The organism is Roseomonas sp. AR75, assembly GCF_005222815.1.
Taxonomy (GTDB): Bacteria; Pseudomonadota; Alphaproteobacteria; order Acetobacterales; family Acetobacteraceae; genus Falsiroseomonas.
Genome location: NZ_STGB01000005.1, coordinates 807,868 through 823,081, shown reverse-complemented (window position 1 = coordinate 823,081; position 15,214 = coordinate 807,868). Strand labels below are relative to the sequence as shown.

15 protein-coding genes and 2 pseudogenes are annotated in these 15,214 nt (G+C 70.5%); 9 read left to right on the top strand and 8 right to left on the bottom strand.

Translation table 11 applies throughout. From position 1 onward, the window contains the following. Nucleotides 1-10: 10 nt before the first annotated feature. The 4 genes from E4T13_RS23355 to E4T13_RS23340 all read left to right on the top strand — a co-directional run bounded on the left by E4T13_RS23355 (nucleotide 11) and on the right by E4T13_RS23340 (nucleotide 4,344). Complete coding sequence (locus E4T13_RS23355; protein WP_137180736.1) at nucleotides 11-1,228, top strand: amidohydrolase family protein; 1,218 nt, start codon at nucleotides 11-13, stop codon at nucleotides 1,226-1,228. A 261-nt stretch (nucleotides 1,229-1,489) separates the two neighbouring features. After that, on the top strand, nucleotides 1,490-2,236 hold the full coding sequence (locus tag E4T13_RS23350; protein WP_170985181.1) for an FCD domain-containing protein: 747 nt from the start codon (nucleotides 1,490-1,492) through the stop codon (nucleotides 2,234-2,236). Beyond that, nucleotides 2,233-3,186 (top strand): VOC family protein, encoded by a 954-nt coding sequence (locus E4T13_RS23345; protein ID WP_137180734.1) that lies wholly within the window; start codon nucleotides 2,233-2,235, stop codon nucleotides 3,184-3,186. The genes E4T13_RS23350 and E4T13_RS23345 overlap by 4 nt, the downstream gene beginning before the upstream one ends. A gap of 189 nt (nucleotides 3,187-3,375) precedes the next feature. Continuing rightward, complete coding sequence (locus tag E4T13_RS23340; RefSeq protein ID WP_137180733.1) at nucleotides 3,376-4,344, top strand: tripartite tricarboxylate transporter substrate binding protein; 969 nt, start codon at nucleotides 3,376-3,378, stop codon at nucleotides 4,342-4,344. 24 nt (nucleotides 4,345-4,368) lie between these two features. On the opposite strand, the gene E4T13_RS23335 is transcribed toward E4T13_RS23340, so the two are convergent. The 3 genes from E4T13_RS23335 to E4T13_RS23325 form a co-directional block, all read right to left on the bottom strand. Beyond that, on the bottom strand, nucleotides 4,369-5,409 hold the full coding sequence (locus E4T13_RS23335; protein ID WP_206030277.1) for an Ldh family oxidoreductase: 1,041 nt from the start codon (nucleotides 5,407-5,409) through the stop codon (nucleotides 4,369-4,371). Then, nucleotides 5,406-6,278, bottom strand: a complete 873-nt coding sequence (locus tag E4T13_RS23330) for an alpha/beta hydrolase (protein WP_137180732.1) — start codon at nucleotides 6,276-6,278, stop codon at nucleotides 5,406-5,408. Before E4T13_RS23330 ends, E4T13_RS23335 begins: the two co-directional genes overlap by 4 nt. A gap of 74 nt (nucleotides 6,279-6,352) precedes the next feature. Then, nucleotides 6,353-7,042 carry a GntR family transcriptional regulator gene (locus E4T13_RS23325; protein ID WP_137180731.1) on the bottom strand — a complete coding sequence of 230 codons (690 nt, stop codon included), beginning with the start codon at nucleotides 7,040-7,042 and terminating at the stop codon, nucleotides 6,353-6,355. Nucleotides 7,043-7,128: 86 nt separating this feature from the next. Between E4T13_RS23325 and fahA the strand changes: the two genes are divergently transcribed. From fahA to E4T13_RS23305, 4 genes are read left to right on the top strand one after another with little or no spacing between them, the layout of a single operon-like run. Continuing rightward, on the top strand, nucleotides 7,129-8,451 hold the full coding sequence (fahA, locus tag E4T13_RS23320; RefSeq protein WP_137180730.1) for a fumarylacetoacetase: 1,323 nt from the start codon (nucleotides 7,129-7,131) through the stop codon (nucleotides 8,449-8,451). 11 nt (nucleotides 8,452-8,462) lie between these two features. Next, nucleotides 8,463-9,251, top strand: coding sequence for a cyclase family protein (locus E4T13_RS23315; protein WP_137180729.1), 789 nt, complete (start codon nucleotides 8,463-8,465; stop codon nucleotides 9,249-9,251). A gap of 5 nt (nucleotides 9,252-9,256) precedes the next feature. Then, nucleotides 9,257-10,204 (top strand): tripartite tricarboxylate transporter substrate binding protein, encoded by a 948-nt coding sequence (locus E4T13_RS23310; protein WP_170985180.1) that lies wholly within the window; start codon nucleotides 9,257-9,259, stop codon nucleotides 10,202-10,204. A 17-nt stretch (nucleotides 10,205-10,221) separates the two neighbouring features. Further along, nucleotides 10,222-11,193 (top strand): tripartite tricarboxylate transporter substrate binding protein, encoded by a 972-nt coding sequence (locus tag E4T13_RS23305; RefSeq protein ID WP_137180727.1) that lies wholly within the window; start codon nucleotides 10,222-10,224, stop codon nucleotides 11,191-11,193. Between the two features lie 198 nt (nucleotides 11,194-11,391). On the opposite strand, the pseudogene E4T13_RS31040 reads toward E4T13_RS23305, so the two are convergent. After that, nucleotides 11,392-11,607: pseudogene (locus E4T13_RS31040) on the bottom strand (enolase C-terminal domain-like protein); the annotation flags it as partial. Nucleotides 11,608-11,700: 93 nt separating this feature from the next. Continuing rightward, nucleotides 11,701-12,660 carry an IS481 family transposase gene (locus E4T13_RS23295; protein WP_137180726.1) on the bottom strand — a complete coding sequence of 320 codons (960 nt, stop codon included), beginning with the start codon at nucleotides 12,658-12,660 and terminating at the stop codon, nucleotides 11,701-11,703. A 177-nt stretch (nucleotides 12,661-12,837) separates the two neighbouring features. Here E4T13_RS23295 and E4T13_RS23290 point away from each other — a divergent pair, with 177 nt between their 5' ends. Beyond that, complete coding sequence (locus tag E4T13_RS23290) at nucleotides 12,838-13,209, top strand: helix-turn-helix domain-containing protein (protein WP_137180725.1); 372 nt, start codon at nucleotides 12,838-12,840, stop codon at nucleotides 13,207-13,209. A 98-nt stretch (nucleotides 13,210-13,307) separates the two neighbouring features. Here E4T13_RS23290 and E4T13_RS23285 read toward each other — a convergent pair. The 3 genes and pseudogenes from E4T13_RS23285 to E4T13_RS23275 all read right to left on the bottom strand — a co-directional run. After that, nucleotides 13,308-13,520: pseudogene (locus E4T13_RS23285) on the bottom strand (transposase); the annotation flags it as partial. Between the two features lie 102 nt (nucleotides 13,521-13,622). Next, nucleotides 13,623-14,858, bottom strand: coding sequence for an HlyD family secretion protein (locus E4T13_RS23280; RefSeq protein WP_137180724.1), 1,236 nt, complete (start codon nucleotides 14,856-14,858; stop codon nucleotides 13,623-13,625). 3 nt (nucleotides 14,859-14,861) lie between these two features. Continuing rightward, on the bottom strand, nucleotides 14,862-15,170 hold the full coding sequence (locus tag E4T13_RS23275) for a hypothetical protein (RefSeq protein ID WP_137180723.1): 309 nt from the start codon (nucleotides 15,168-15,170) through the stop codon (nucleotides 14,862-14,864). Nucleotides 15,171-15,214 lie beyond the last annotated feature (44 nt).

The window sequence follows — 15,214 nt, the reverse complement described above, 5'->3', positions numbered from 1 at the left end:
GGCGCGCGCGATGCGGACCCTGCTGCGCGGCGGAGCCGTGCTGGATGTGGATGCCGGCGCGCTGCGGCGCGCCGACGTGTTGCTGGACGGCAGGCGCATCGCCGCCGTCGGGCCAGGGCTTGCTGCCGGCGATGCACGCGTGGTGGAGCTTGGCGGGCGCACCGTCATGCCCGGGCTGATCGACTGCCACGTGCATGTCTGCGCCGATGGCATGGTACCCTATCCGACGCTGTTTCCCTCCCTGGTGGCCGCCCGCGCGGCACGGCTGCTGCACGAGACCCTGATGCGCGGCTTCACCACCATTCGCGACATGGGCGGCGCCGATGCCGGCCTGCGACGCGCGGTGGAGGAAGGGCTGTTCGCCGGGCCGAGGATGTTCGTCTCGGGCCGCCCGCTGAGCCAGACCGGCGGACATGGCGACATGCGCAACCCCGCCGATGCGTGCCCCGCCTGCGCGCTGCGCGCCGAGGCCAACATGATGGTCGTGGCCGATGGCGTGGATGGCGTGCGCCGCGCCGCGCGCGAGGAGATCCGCCGCGGCGTGGACCAGATCAAGATCATGGCCTCCGGCGGCGTCTCGAGCCCGGCCGACCCCGTCGACTACGACCAGTACGCGCTGGATGAGATCGCGGCGGCGGTCGACGAGGCGGCGCGGGCTGGCAAATACGTGGCGGCCCACGCCTATACGCCCACCGCCATCGCGCGCGCGGTCGGCAGCGGCGTGCGCACGATCGAGCATGGCAATTTCCTCGACGAGGCCGCCGCCGCGCTGATGGCCACGCGCGGAGCGATCCTGGTGCCGACGCTGGTGGTCTATCGCCGCGTCGTGCAGCACGCGGCCGAGGTCGGCATCTCGGCCTTCCACCTCGAGAAGGCGAGGGAGGTGCTCGCGACCGGCGCCCGTTCTCTTGAGATCGCGCAACGCGCGGGGGTACGGATGGCACTCGGGACCGACCTGTTCCGCGCACCCAAGCAGTACCAGGCCGAGGAGCTGCTGATCCGCGCCGAGGCGCTTCCGGTGGCCGAGGTGCTGCGCCAGGCAACCATCCATGGCGCCGAGGTGGTGCGCATGCAGGGGCAACTCGGGCGGGTTGCCGAGGGGTACCTGGCGGACCTGCTGGTGGTGGAGGGCGATCCCCTTGCGGACCTGCGTGTGCTGCAGGACCAGGGCGCGCAGATCGCCATGATCATCAGGGATGGCGTCTCCGCTAAGGATAGTCTGGCCTAACTTGCGGCTCTTCGCGCGGCCTATGGTGAAGCCCCTGCTTCCCGGCAGCCAGTGCGGCGATGTCCGCCGGCGCGGCGCGCCGAGCCCCGTGCCGGAAACCACGCGATCGGCCCGCAAGAGGCTGCTTACCCGCCGAGCGGATCATGGAAATCAAGCCGCTGGCCAGGATCTTCCGCACCGGACGCACACGCGCAGATTTTCGAAGATGCTTGCTTGATCGAACATGCTGCCCTAACGTCGCACCGACGGACAGGAGCTGCCGTGCCGCCGCGCGCCACCCCGCATGCCGAGCCGGATGCCGTGCTGGTCAGTCAGGACGTGCTGACGCGCCTCAAGGGCGACATCCTCGACGGCGCCTTCGCGCCCGGCGCCAGGCTGCGCTTCGCCGAGCTGCAGCGCCTCTACGGCGCCGGCATCGGCACGTTGCGGGAGGCGCTGTCGCACCTGCTGCCCGAAGGGCTGGTCGAACTCGACGCCAATCGCGGCTTCAGGGTGGCGGTGATTTCGGCCGAGGACCTGCGCGACGTCTCCGCGCTGCATGTCGAGTTCGAGCAGCGCAGCATCGTGGAGTCGGTCCGCAGCGGCGACGACGCCTGGGAAGCCGGCCTCGTCCTGGCCTTCCACCGCCTCGCCAAGATCGAGCGGCTGTCGCGGGACGAACGCAAGGCGCGCAGCAGCGAATGGCTCGTGGCGCATCGCGACTTCCACCGCGCGCTGGTGGCAGCCTGCCCGTCGCGCTGGCTGCTGCGGCTGCGCGCGCAGCTCTACGACCACATGGAGCGCTACCGACTCGTCTCGCAGCGCCATCGCCAACTCGGCCCCTCCAAGCGGGCCGAGCATGAGGCGATCAAGGACGCGGCGCTGGCACGCAAGGCGGAGCTGGCGGGCGACCTGCTCGCCGCGCATCTGCGCGAGACCACCGAGACCGTGCTGCGCCATGCCCCGCAATTCATGCCCGCCGCCACCGAACGGGGGCGCGCGCGCCAGCCGAGGAGCCCAACGGCATGACCGGACCGATCATCAAGGTGCGCGACGTCGCCTGGGTGCGCCTCGGCTCGCCGGACCTCGACGAGGCGGAGAGATTCCTCACGGATTTCGGCCTGCTGCGCCAGGTGCGCACCGACGACGCCCTCTACATGCGCGGCACCGGCGAGGCGCATCATCTGCACATCACCCAGCGCGGGCCGGACCGCGTGCTGGGCATCGGCTTCTACGCCGACAGCGAGAGCGACCTCCATCGCCTCGCGGCGCACGCCGCCGGTGCCTCCGGCGTGATGGAGCTGAACGAGCCCGGCGGCGGCAAGGTGGTGCGCCTGAAGGAACACAACGGCTTCACCATCGAGGTCGTGCACGGCATCGCGGAGGTCGCGAAGCTGCCCGAGCGCCACAGCGTGATGAACACCGGCGCCGCGCGCGAGCGGCTCGGCGAGTTCCAGCGCATCGACCCGCGCCCCTGCCAGGCGAAGCGCATGGGCCACGCCGTGCTTTCCACGCCCGACATCGAGGGCTCGGTCGCCTGGGCGCACCGCCATCTCGGCTTCGTCGTGTCGGAGCATGTCCATGCCGAGGACGACCCGGACACGCTGCTGGCCAGCTTCAACCGCGCCGACCGCGGCGAGGACTATGTGGACCACCACATCATGATGTTCGGCCGGCACAGCCGGGCCGGGCTGAACCACATCTCCTACGAGGTGCAGGACATCGACGACCTGCATGCCGGCCATGACTGGATGAAGCAGCGCGGCCATCATCACCTCTGGGGCATCGGGCGCCATCTGCTGGGCAGCCAGATCTTCGACTACTGGAAGGATCCCTGGGGCCGCGTGCACGAGCACTGGACCGACACCGATGTCCTGAACGCGGCGATGCCGGCGCGCGTGGTGCCGAAAAGCCAAGGGCTGCGCAGCCAATGGGGACCGCAGGCGCCGCCAGAATTCCGGGACGCCGCGAGTGTCTGATTCCAAGGGCCTCAATGTCTGACCGGCGGCCGGTGTCAGACGGCCGAGCGCCCGAACGGGCGCCGCGGCTTGTGCCGCGCAGCCAAGCGCCCAGAGGGCGCGCCGGCGATTGAGGCTCAAGACGACCGACCAACGGGTCGCTGAAAGCGGCCGTTGGTATGAAGCAACGAGTGGGAGGAACGACACACCATGATCACCCGCCGCGCCACGCTCGGCCTGCTCGCCGCACCGCTGCTCGCCACCCCGGCGCTCGGCGCCTGGCCGGAGCGTCCGATCCGCCTGCTGCACGGCTTCGGTCCCGGCGGCACGGCGGACATCCTCGCCCGCCTGCTGGCGCAGCCGATGGGCGATGCGCTCGGCCAGCCCGTGGTGGTGGAGCCGCGGCCCGGCGCCGGAGGCAACATCGCCTCCGCGCAGCTCGCGCGCGCGCCGGCGGATGGCTACACGCTCGGCCTGCTCACCGGCGGCCATGCGGTCAGCGCCGCCTTCGCGCAGGGGCTCACCTTCGATCCGCTGAACGACTTCGACTTCGTCGCGCTGGTCGTGCGCTATGCCTTCGTGGTGGTGGTGCGTGCCGACAATCCCGCGCGCGACCTGAAGGCGCTGCTCGACCAGGCACGTGCGCAGCCGGGCCGCGTGACCTTCGGCTCGGCCGGCGTCGGCTCCACCCACCACCTGGTCGGCGAGATGCTGAACGCCACCGCCGGCGTGCAGATGCAGCACGTGCCGTATCGCGGCGACGCCGCCGGCACCACCGCGCTGCTGGCCGGCGAGGTGACGGCGATGGTCACCACCAGCGTCGGCGTGCTGCCGCACATCCGCAGCGGGGCGGTGCGCGCACTCGCCGTCAGCTCCGCCACGCGGTCACGGCTGCTGCCGGAGGTGCCGACCGTGGCCGAGGCCGCGGTGCCCGGCTTCGAGGCGCCGACCTGGGCCGGCATCGCCGGCCCGCGCGGCCTGCCGGAACCCGTCGCGCTGCGCCTGCACGAAGTGATCGCCAAGGTGATCGCCGAGCCGACCATACGCCGCCGGCTGGACGAATTGCTGGACGGCGAGGTGGATGCGGGCCGCCCTGGCGACATGCGCCCGCTCGTCGCCCGGGAAATCGCCCGTTGGCGCGAGCTGATCCAGCGCCAGGGCATCCGCATGAACGGGTAGCGGACGCGGAGAAGGCGACGACCGTCACGACAGCGGCGGCACCGCCACGCCGAGGCGCTCCGCCGCATCCGTCAGTTGCTTCCACACGCCTGGCGGCAGCGGGATGCCGTCGCGCGCGCGCCGTGCGCGCTCGGCGTCGCCGCGTTCGCCGGGCACCATCAGGGCGTCCACGCCAGGCGCCCTCGGCTGCGCGGCGATGACCGAGGACAACTCGTCCACATCGGCCGCGAAGGCCGCGGCGTCGCCGAAGGCCGCGACGTCCACGGCGATCGCCACGCCGTTCATGTTGGTGCCCTTGCGGCCGCGCAGCGCCGGCGCCAGCACGGGATTCCCGGCTGCCAGGCTGGCGAGGCACTCGATCATCAGCGACAGCCCCGCGCCCTTCGCGCCGGCCATCGGCGTCAGCGTCTGCACCGCCGACGCATCCGTGGTCGGGTTGCCTGCCGCGTCGATGCCCCAGTCGGGCGGGATCGGCGCGCCGGCCTGTTTCGCGCTCATGATCTTGCCGAGTGCGACGGTCGCGGTGGCCATGTCCAGCAGCAGCGGCGGGTGCTTGCCCGCCGGGATCGCGATGGCGACCGGATTGGTGGAGACCACCGCGCCGCGGCTGCCCGGCCAGGCCATCAGCGGCACGGAGGCGGTCATCACCAGCCCCGCCATGCCCTGGGCCGCGGCGCGCAGGGCGAAATGGCCGACCGCCCCTGCATGGGTGATGCCGCGCGCGACGCACCAGCCGACATGCACGCGCTTCGCTGCCGCGATCGCCTCATCCATCGCGCGCGCCATCGCCACCGGCCCCGGCGCGCGGTCGGCGTCCAGCAGCGCGATCGCGCCGGCCGCCTTCAGCAGCGTCATTGCCGGCCGCGGATTGATCTCCCCGCCGGCGATCCACTCGAGGTAGCGCGGGATGCGCAGCACGCCGTGGCTGTCCACGCCGCGGAGATTCGCCCAGACCAGCGTCTCCGCCCACAGCGCCGCATCGTCGCGCGGCGTTCCCGCGGCCGCCAGGATCTCGCGGGCGAGATCCTGCAGCGCCGCCGCGGCGATGCGCGGCTTCGCGCTCACGACGCCCTGGCCGGGAAATGCACGTCGAGCCAGCCCTTCAGGATGCCCGCGGTGCGCTGGTTGCCGGCGGCGAGGGGAAAGTGGTCCGTGCCGGTGATCAGCACCAGGTCCTTCGGCTGGCCGGCCTTCTCCCACAGGCGGATGGACTGCTCGGTCGGCGTCACGGTGTCGTCGGCGCCATGGATGAACAGCACGGGGCGCGGGCTGATCCAGTGCACGACCTCTTCCGCCTTGAAGTCGAACATCGATTGCGCGGTGTCGGCCGAGACCTCCATCAGCGCGTTGGGCGACAGGTTCTTGCGCAGGTGTTCCTGCATCGGCACGACATCGAAGCGCGGCACGGTCAGCGCCGTGCCGGTCTTCTCCTTGTGCAGGCGGTTGGCTTCCAGCATCGCCATGAATTTCGGCCATGCGTCGCCCGGGTGCTGGCCCTGGAACTTGCGCTCCCCATGGCCCCAGCCGCAGGAGGAGACGACGGCGGCGAAGCGCTGGTCCATCGCGCCCGCATAGCAGGCGACGGCGGCGCCGAAGCTGTGGCCGATCACCGCGATGCGCTGCGGGTCGATCTCCGGCCGCTGGCTGAGCCAGTTCAGCGCGTTCTTCGCATCCGCCACCTGGTCGTGGCACAGCACGTAGCCGCGCCGCCCCTCGCTCTTGCCGCAGCCGCGGAAGTCGAAGCGCAGCACGGCGTAGCCGAAGCTCTCCAGCAGCCGGGCCATGATCTCGGCGTGGCTCTTGTCCTTCGAGCCGATGAAACCGTGCAGGACGATGAAGGCCGGCAGCTTCTCGCCGGGCCGGTGGCCGTCGGGGATGTGCAGGTCGCCGGCGAGCGACAGGCCATCGGAGGAGAAGGTGATCGGCGTATCCATGGCACTGCTCTCCCTCGGGCGTACGTCGCCGGGCGAGGACACCATGGATATTCGAAAACTGCAATATCTTCGAACTAGTTGGAGGCATCCCCATCGGGCCCGAACAGGGCGGGCGCCACGATGCGGGCGGTGCTGCCGATATGCGCATGCAGCGCCGCCCGGCCGGCCGCCACGTCGCGCGCCAGGGCGGCATCCGCCAGCTCCTGGTGCACCGCGACGGCGCGCGTCCAGTCCGCAAGCGCGGTCTTCATCACCCGGCGGTAGCGCGTGGTCTGGTCGTAGAGCTCCTCGCAGACGTCACGCAGCGCCGCCAGCGGGCAGGCGCTGATCAGCGCCTGGTGGAAGCGATGGTGCTTCAGCTCATACGCGTCGTGCCAGGCCATCGAGCCGGGCTCGCGCCGTTCCACCTCCCGTCGCAGCAGCGACAGGCTGGCGACGATCTCGTCCTCCCAGGCCGCGCCGCCGGCCTGCATCGCGAGCGAGAAGGCCTCGACTTCCACGACCTGGCGCGTGCCCGTGATGTCCAGCAGGTGCTCGCGCGTCACCGGCGGCACCGAGAAGCCCTTCTGCCCTTCGACATGCACCAGCCCTTCGGCGACCAGGCGCGAGAGCGCCTCCCGCAGCGGGGTGGTGCCGAAGCCATAGCGTTCGACCAGGTCGCGCAGGCGCAGCCTGGTCGCCGGGGCAAGGTCCCCGGCGATGATGTCCTGGCGCAGCCGCCGCGTCGCCGCCTCGGTCACCGTCAGGGACGTCAGATCATCCACAGTTTGATCTCGTAATATATATTTTCGGTTGACTCATGTATGTTCATCGTGATCATGGAGATAACACGGAGGAAGCGTATAGTTCCATGGGCATTCCGCTCGTCGATTCGACACACGACCCCGCGTTGCGCAGCTGGGTCGCCTCGGCCAACGCGCCGGGGACCGACTTCCCCATCCAGAACCTTCCCTTCGGCATCCTCCGCACCGGCGGCCATGCGCGCGGCGGGGTCGCGATCGGCGACGAGATCCTCGATCTCCCGGCCGCGCTCGCCGCGGGGCTCCTCGCCGGCGATGTCGCCCGCGCCGCGGAGGCCGCCACCGGGGAAGCGCTGAACCCGCTGCTCGCGCTTGGACGCCCGGGGCTGCGTGTGCTCCGCCAGCGCCTCTCAGCGATCCTGGCAGAGGGCAGCGAAGACCGCGCGAAAGCCGCGCGCTGCCTGGTGCCCATGGCCGAAGCCGAACTGCTGCTGCCGATGCAGGTCGGCAATTTCACCGATTTCATGGCGTCGCGCTACCACACCGGCCGCCTCGGCCGCCGGCGCGATCCGCAGAACCCGCTGCCGCCGAGCTTCCTGCATCTGCCCATCGCCTATCACAGCCGCGCCACCACGGTGCGCGTCAGCGGCGAGCCGGTCGCGCGCCCGCATGGCCAGAGCGCCGGGCCCGATGGCGCGCCGCGCTTCGGCCCGGTGCAGTCGCTCGATTTCGAGCTGGAGTTCGGCGCGGTGATGGGTCCCGCCAACCGCCTGGGCGAACCCATCCCCGTGGCCCGCGCCGCCGACAGCATCGTCGGCTATTGCCTGCTCAACGACTGGTCGGCGCGCGACGTGCAGCGCTTCGAGATGATGCCACTCGGTCCTTTCCTGTCGAAGAGCCTCTCCACCACGATCTCGCCCTGGCTGGTCACCGCCGATGCCCTCGCGCCCTTCGCCGCGCCGGCCTTTGCGCCGCTGCAAGGCGACCCGGCGCCGCTGCCCTACCTGATGGACACGGACGACCAGGCGACAGGGGGCCTGGACGTCACCCTGCGCGTCGCCGTCACGACGCCGCGCATGCGGGCGGAGGGCGCGGCGCCGGCCATCATCTGCACCAGCAGCCTGCGCCACCTGAATTGGACCTTCGCGCAGATGGTGGCGCATCACACCAGCAACGGCTGCGACCTGCGTATCGGCGACCTGCTCGGCAGTGGCACCGTCTCCGGCCCTGAGCCCGATGGCCGCGCCTGCCTCGCCGAGGTCGTGATGGAGGATGGCGGCTTCACCCTGCCGAATGGCGAGAAGCGCGTCTTCCTGGAAGACGGCGACGAGGTGACCTTCACCGGCCGCGCCGAGCGCCCAGGCCGCGTGCCGATCGGCTTCGGGCGCTGCGCCGCGCGCATCCTGCCCGCGCGCCCCTGGCCCACGGCCTGAGGAGACGCGCCATGCCACGCCGCATCATCGACATCTCCTCCGCCCTCAAGGCCGGCATCCCGAGCGACCCGCCAGGCATGGGGCCGCAGATCGAGTACCTCGATCATCACATGACCGCGCCGCGCATGGCCGAATACATGGGCGTGCCGGTCTCCGCCCTGCCGGAAGGCGAATACTGCGCCGTCGAGCGCGTGCAGATCAGCACGCACAATGGCACCCACATGGACGCGCCCTGGCACTACTTCTCCCGCATGAACGAGCGCACGGTCCCCGGCGGCGAGCCCTCCATGCGCATCGACGAGGTGCCGCTGGAATGGTGTTTCCAGCCCGGCGTGAAGCTCGACTTCCGCCGTTTCGAGGACGGCTACATCGTGCAGCCCGCCGACGTGGAGGCCGAGCTCAAGCGCATCGGCCACACGCTCCGGCCGCTCGAGATCGTCGTGGTGAACACCCGTGCCGGCAGCCGCTACGGCCAGGACGACTACATCGATTCCGGCTGCGGGATGAGCAAGGCCGCGACGCTGTGGCTGCTGGAACGCGGCGTGCGCGTGACCGGCATCGACGGCTGGTCCTGGGACCCGCCCTTCAGCGCCACGAAGCGACGCATCGCCGAGGGCGGCGACCCTGCGCTGATCTGGGAGGGCCACCGCGCGGGGCGCGAGATCGGCTACTGCCACATCGAGAAGCTGTCGAACCTGGAAGCCCTGCCGCCGCACGGCTTCATGGTCGCCTGCTTCCCCGTGAAGGTGCATCGCGGCTCCGCCGGCTGGACCCGCGCCGTCGCGATCATCGAGGAGTGAGCATGATGACGCTTCGCCTCCTGGGCGCCGCGCTGCTGGCCGCCGTCCTCGCCGCGCCGGCCGCCGCGGAATTCCCGGAACGTCCGATCACCGTCGTGATGCCCTATTCGCCCGGCACGCCCGATGTCCTGGTGCGCGCGATGAGCGAGCACTTCCAGCGCACGCTGGGCCAGCCGCTCGTGACGATCACGCGCGACGGCGCTTCGGGCGTGGTCGGCATGCGCACCGTCGCGAGCGCGCCGCCGGACGGCTACATGGTCGGCCACACGCCGGTGACCGCTATCGCCGTGCAGCCGCATCTGCTGCGCAACGCCGGCATCGGGCCGGACAGCTTCGAGGCGGTCTGCGGCACCAACGAGAACGTCATCACCATCGCCGTGCGCGCCGACAGCCCGATCCGCGACCTTGCGGGCCTGGTGGCCGAGGCGCGCAAGCGCCAGCTCTCCTTCGGCAGCCCAGGCCCCAACTCCCTGCCGCAGCTCGCGCTGGTGCGCGTGATGCGCGCCACCGGCACGGAGATGAGCCACATCCCCTATCGTGGCGAAGCGCCGCACATCAACGACACGCTCGGCGGCCGGCTGGATTTCTCGGCCGCCATCGTCAACTCGACGGCCGAGCTCGTGAAGGCGGGCCGGCTGCGCCTGATCGCCGTCTTCTCCGCCAATCGTCACCCGGACTTCCCGGACGTGCCAACCGCCACGGAGCAGGGCATCGAGGTGCAGATGTTCTCCCAGGTCGGATGGTACGCGCCGCGCGGCACGCCGGCTGCGGTGCTCGACCGGCTGGAGGAAGGCTGCCGCACCGCCCTGCAGCAACCCGCGGTGCTGCGCGTCCTGGCCGACAGCCGTGCGCCGGTGAGCTTCTTGCCGCGCGCTCGGCTGAACCGCCTGATCCGCGACGAGTACGAGAATTACGGACGCCTGCTCAGGGAACTCGGCGTCCAGCCGGAATAGGCGGAGCCCGGAGGAACATGACGATGCGACATGCGATGGGGCGCCGCGCCGCGCTGCTGGGCTCGGTCGGCCTTCCGCTTCTCGGGCGGCCGGCGCTGGCCGCCTTCCCGGACCGGCCGATGACGCTGATCATGCCGTACGCGCCCGGCACGGTCGCCGGCGCCTATGCCCGGGCGATCGCGGAAAGCCTTCACGCGCGCTTCGTCCAGCCCGTGGCGGTGACGCATCGCGACGGCGCCTCCGGCACGGTGGGCATGCGTGCGCTGGCGCAGAGCCCGCCCGATGGCCACACCATCGCCATCACGCCGCTGACGCCCGTCGTCGTCATGCCGCACCTGATCCGCAACCTCGGCATCTCGCCCGCCAGCTTCTCCGTGGTGTGCGGCGTGGCCGAGAACATCCTCGGCGTGGTCGTGCGCGCCGACAGCCCGATCCGCAGCATGCCCGACCTGGTGGAGGCCGGTCGGCGGCGCAGCCTGAACTTCGGCAGCCCAGGCCCGAACTCGCTGCCGCAGCTCGGCATCGTGCGGGTCAGCCGCGCGACGGGGGTGGAGTTCAACCACATCCCGTTCCGCGGCGACGCCGCGCCGATCACCGAGACGATTGCAGGCCGGCTGGACTTCGCCTCCATCGTCGTTGCCTCCGGCACGGCAGGCATCGAGGCGGGCGAACTGCGGCTGATCGGCGTCTTCTCCGACCGCCGGCATCCCGGCTATCCAGCGGTGCCGACGGTGAAGGAGCAGGGCATCGACGCCGTGCAGCTGAGCTATGTCGGGTGCTTCGCCCCGGCCGGCACGCCCGACGCCGCGCTGGACCTGCTGGAGGCAGGGATGCGCGACGCGATGCTGACCGAGCAGTTCACCAGCGTCGCGCAGCGCGGCCGCGTGGTCGTGGACTTCCAGCCGCGGGCGCGCTTCGGCCCCCTCGTGCAGCGGGAGTACGAGAGTTTCGGCGCCATCCTGCGCGCGCTCGGCGTGACGGCGGAATAGCGGAACAGGGTCGCGGCGCCCGTCCGCGCGCCCGCCGGCAGCAGGATGCATCCGTCTTCGAGGCGGAAGGTTTTCTCGGGCAGCCGGTCGAAGAGCAGGCGGTGGATCACCTGCATCTCCACCGATTCCGCATTCGCCGCCGCCGCCGTACGGGATCGCGTCAAGCTGCGCCACGTCCAGCGCGCCCGGCTCGATCAGCCGCCGGAAGCCGTCGAGGCCGCAGGCGAACTCGTTGCCCTCGATCGCCACGGGGCTGCGACGGCGCACTCCGGCAAGACCCTCGACATCCTCCGGCGCAACGGGCGCCTCGAGAAAGCGCACGTCGTGGCGTTCCACCGCGCGCGCGAAGCGCAAGGCATCACCATCGGCGTAGGCGTAGAGCGCATCCACCATCAGGGCGACATCGGGCCCCACCGCTTCACGCACGGCGGCAACGCGAGCGACATCCTGTCGCAGCGGCGCCGCCGACCTTGATCTTCACGGCACGGAACCCCTGACCGACATAACCTAGCTGTCGTTGCCAAGGAGGTTGTCTTTGGTGATGCGGGTGATGGGCGGGTTACCGCCGAGGGCGGAGTGTTGCCTGGAGCCATTATATCGGCGGACCCATGCGGGCATGGCGCGGGCGCGGTCGGCGGAGCTGTGGAAGGGCGCGGCATAGGCCCATTCGCGCAGTGATGTCTGGATGAAGCGCTCTGCTTTGCCTTTGGTGCGTGGGGTGTAGGGCCGGGTGCGCTTGTGCTTGAGGCCGTGCGCCTGCATGGCGGCGCCGAAAAGTTTGCTTTTGAAGGCGGAGCCGTTGTCGGTCATGACGCGCTCGACGACGACGCCACAAGCGCTGAACCAGGCCAGCGCGTCCTTGAGGAAGCGGACGGCGCTCTCCTTCTTCTCGTCGGGCATGAGCGCGATGTAGGCCAGCCGGGAGGCGTCATCGATGGCGACGTGGAGATACTCCCAACCCAGCCCTTCGCCGCGGCCGCGCCTGCTGCTCTGGCCTGTGCGCTCGCCAGTGATGCGATGCCCGATGCCATCGATGCGGCCGAGCTTCTTGATGTCGATATGGATCAACTCGCCGGGCCGCTCGCGCTCGTAGCGGATGACCTGACGGGGCGGGTCGAGGGCGGCGAGCCGGCCGAGACCGAGGCGGCGCAGCGCGACGCCGACGGTGGAAACGGGTCGCCCGAGCTGGCGAGCAATGGCGGGGCCGGAGAGGCGCCGGCGCCGCAGCGCCTCGATCTCGGCCTCTGCCGCCGCGGGCAGCCGCGCCGGGCTGCGGTGCGGGCGGCAGGAGCGGTCGCGGAGGCCGGCATCGCCCTCGGCGGCGAAGCGGTCGCGCCATTTGCGCACGGTGCTTGGGCTGGTGCCGAGCGCTGCCGCCACCGCAGCCACCGTCCAGCCAGCGGCCAGCCGCTCGACAATCAGCATTCGACTATGCGGCGTGGTGCGCGCATTCTCATGGGCGTCCATCCGGGGCTCCGGGTTGGTGGTTGTCGGCCTCGCAACCACAGCCTCCCAACTCAGCCCCGGAGGGACAACCTCCATAGCAGCGACAGCTAGAGCATGCTGTTTTCGAGCGGAATCGGGATTCCGGCGCGGGCTGATTTCTGATTCAAGCTACGGGCTGGGTGTTGGAGGCCAGCCTGTATGCGGCCGTACTCCGAAGATCTGCGTGAACGAGCGGTTCAACGTGCCGAGGCGGGCGAGACGATCCGCGAGATCGCTGCTGCCTTGCGTATCAGCCCGTCCTGCGTGTCGAAATGGCGCAAGCGGCAGCGCGAGACCGGCTCGCTTGCGCCGGACAAGATCGGTGGTCACAAGCCACGCGTGCTGACGGGCGATTACGCGGATTGGCTACGGGCGCGTGTCGCTGAAGGCCCCTTCACCACGCGCGGCCTGACGGCGGAACTCGCGGCACGCGGCATCAAGACTGACCGGCGCGCGGCCTGGGTGTTCCTGCACGCCGAAGGGCTGAGCTTCAAAAAAAACCGTGTTGCCCGCCGAGCAGTCGCGCCCTGACATCGCCTTCAAGCGGGCGCGATGGCTGGCGCACCAACGCAAGATCGACCCGCGACGGTTGGTATTCGTCGATGAGACCTGGATCAAGACCAACATGGCGCCGCTGCGCGGCTGAGCTTCGCATTCTCCTCCTCGAGTTGCTTCAGCCCTCGGATCTCGGCCACCCCCATCCCAGCAAGCTGCTTCTTCCATCGGTAGAACGCCGGCTCTGAGACGCCCGGCTTGCGGCATATCTCCTCCACCGACGTCCCGCCCTCCGCCTGCCTCGGCGCAAAGGCGATCGGCTCATCCGCGTAGCGCTTCCGCTTCATGGCACCCTCCTCCAGCAGTTAGAGTGCCCGAAAATATGCGCTCCGCTCAGACCAGTTCCCCGGGTCAGGACCACCGCTGATCGTCGCCGACACGCAATGCGGTCAGTGCCCACCACCCAGCACCAGGGTCTTAAACGGCAGCAAGGCAACCTGGATCCGCAACAGGATCGCATGCACGAGGCCAACTGCGTCGACGACGTGCAGCCCAAGCCATCGCCCGGTGCTGATGCCCGGCTCCGCTAGCTCCTCGTGCATCGATGTGTAGGCGTTGGCGATGCAGCTGCTGCCGGGCACCACGGCGTCCAGCCCGCCCTCGTAAAGCGGCTCCAGCACGGCAAGCACGGTGCCGGGCTGGCGGAACTGCTGAAGATCGATGAGCTGGTCCGTGCTGCGCAACTGACCCGTGGCGATGAAGCCCTGCACATTCGTCATCACCATCGGGATGACGCGCCAGGGCAGCGACGCGCAGGTCGCTTCGGCCAGCATCCCTGGGCGCATGACCTGCGCCTCGATCTGCCCGAACCCCGCCGCGAGCACCGGGCGCAGCATGCCCTGATCCTCGGGGACAAGAACGCCGGCGGGGCGCATCATCGGGTTCACGATGTCGCCGGGCTGCACCATGAACTGCTCGACACGACCGGTCACGCCGGCGCGGACCACGGTCTTCGCAAGCTCCGCCTCGGCCTGCGCAAGCGCGGCTTCGGCGCTCGCGCGCTGTGCCGGCAGTTGCTCCCCGATGCGCGCCTCCACGGCGGCCTTCGCGGCTTCGGCCGCGGCGACCCCGGCCTGGCGCGTGCGCACCAGCACCTCGAGCCGCTCCGCCTCCCGCCGCGCCACCACGTCGCGCGCGGCGAGCTGCGACTTCGTCTCGAACTCGTCGATCGCCTGCTGCAGGTTCCACGGCGCCTCGAGCACGCGCGCTTCGGATTGCAGCAAGTCGGCACGCGCCGCGACGACGGCGGCGTCCACCTCCGCGACACCCCGGCGCGCGGTCTCGACCGCGGTGCGCTGCGTCGCGTCGTCCATGCGGAACACGGGTTGCCCCACCTCTACGCGCTCGCTGCCGCGGACATAGACCTCCGCGACACGGCCGATGCCTTCCGACAGCACCGGCACGCTGCGATAGACGGCGCTGACATAGGTCGAGGCCGGGTGGAAGTAGAAGACCAGCGTGATCAGGCTGATCGTCAGGATCAGGCAGCCGACGATGCCCCAGCGCAGCTCGAACCAGACGGAGAACAGCGTGATCTCGTGCCCGATCCGCTTGCCCTGCGCATAGCGACGGAAGAGGTAGTCGGGCAGGATCGTCAGCATCGAGCAGATCATGAGTTCGAGCATCGGTCAGGCCTCGTGACGCTCGGCAACCGGGCCGCCGGCCTGCGCCAGCGGTGCATCGGGGGGCGCGGGATGCTCGGCGGAATGGAACGGGCCGACCGTCGCCGTCTCCGCAGCGTCGCCGCCGCCGGGCGGCAGCCCGGCCAGTCGCTCCGTCGAGCCCGCGATCCGCCGCATCGGTCCGGTGAAATCGGGAATGTCGATCAAGGCCAGCAGCAGGCCGGCCACCCAGAAGGCGTGGATGTGGGTGAACAGCGCGAGAAGGCCGAGCACCGCGACGATCTCGAATTGCAGCTTGTGACCGCGGTGCGCCATGCGCTCCGGCAGTGTGCAGGCGCAGGAAGACCAGGCCGAAGGTC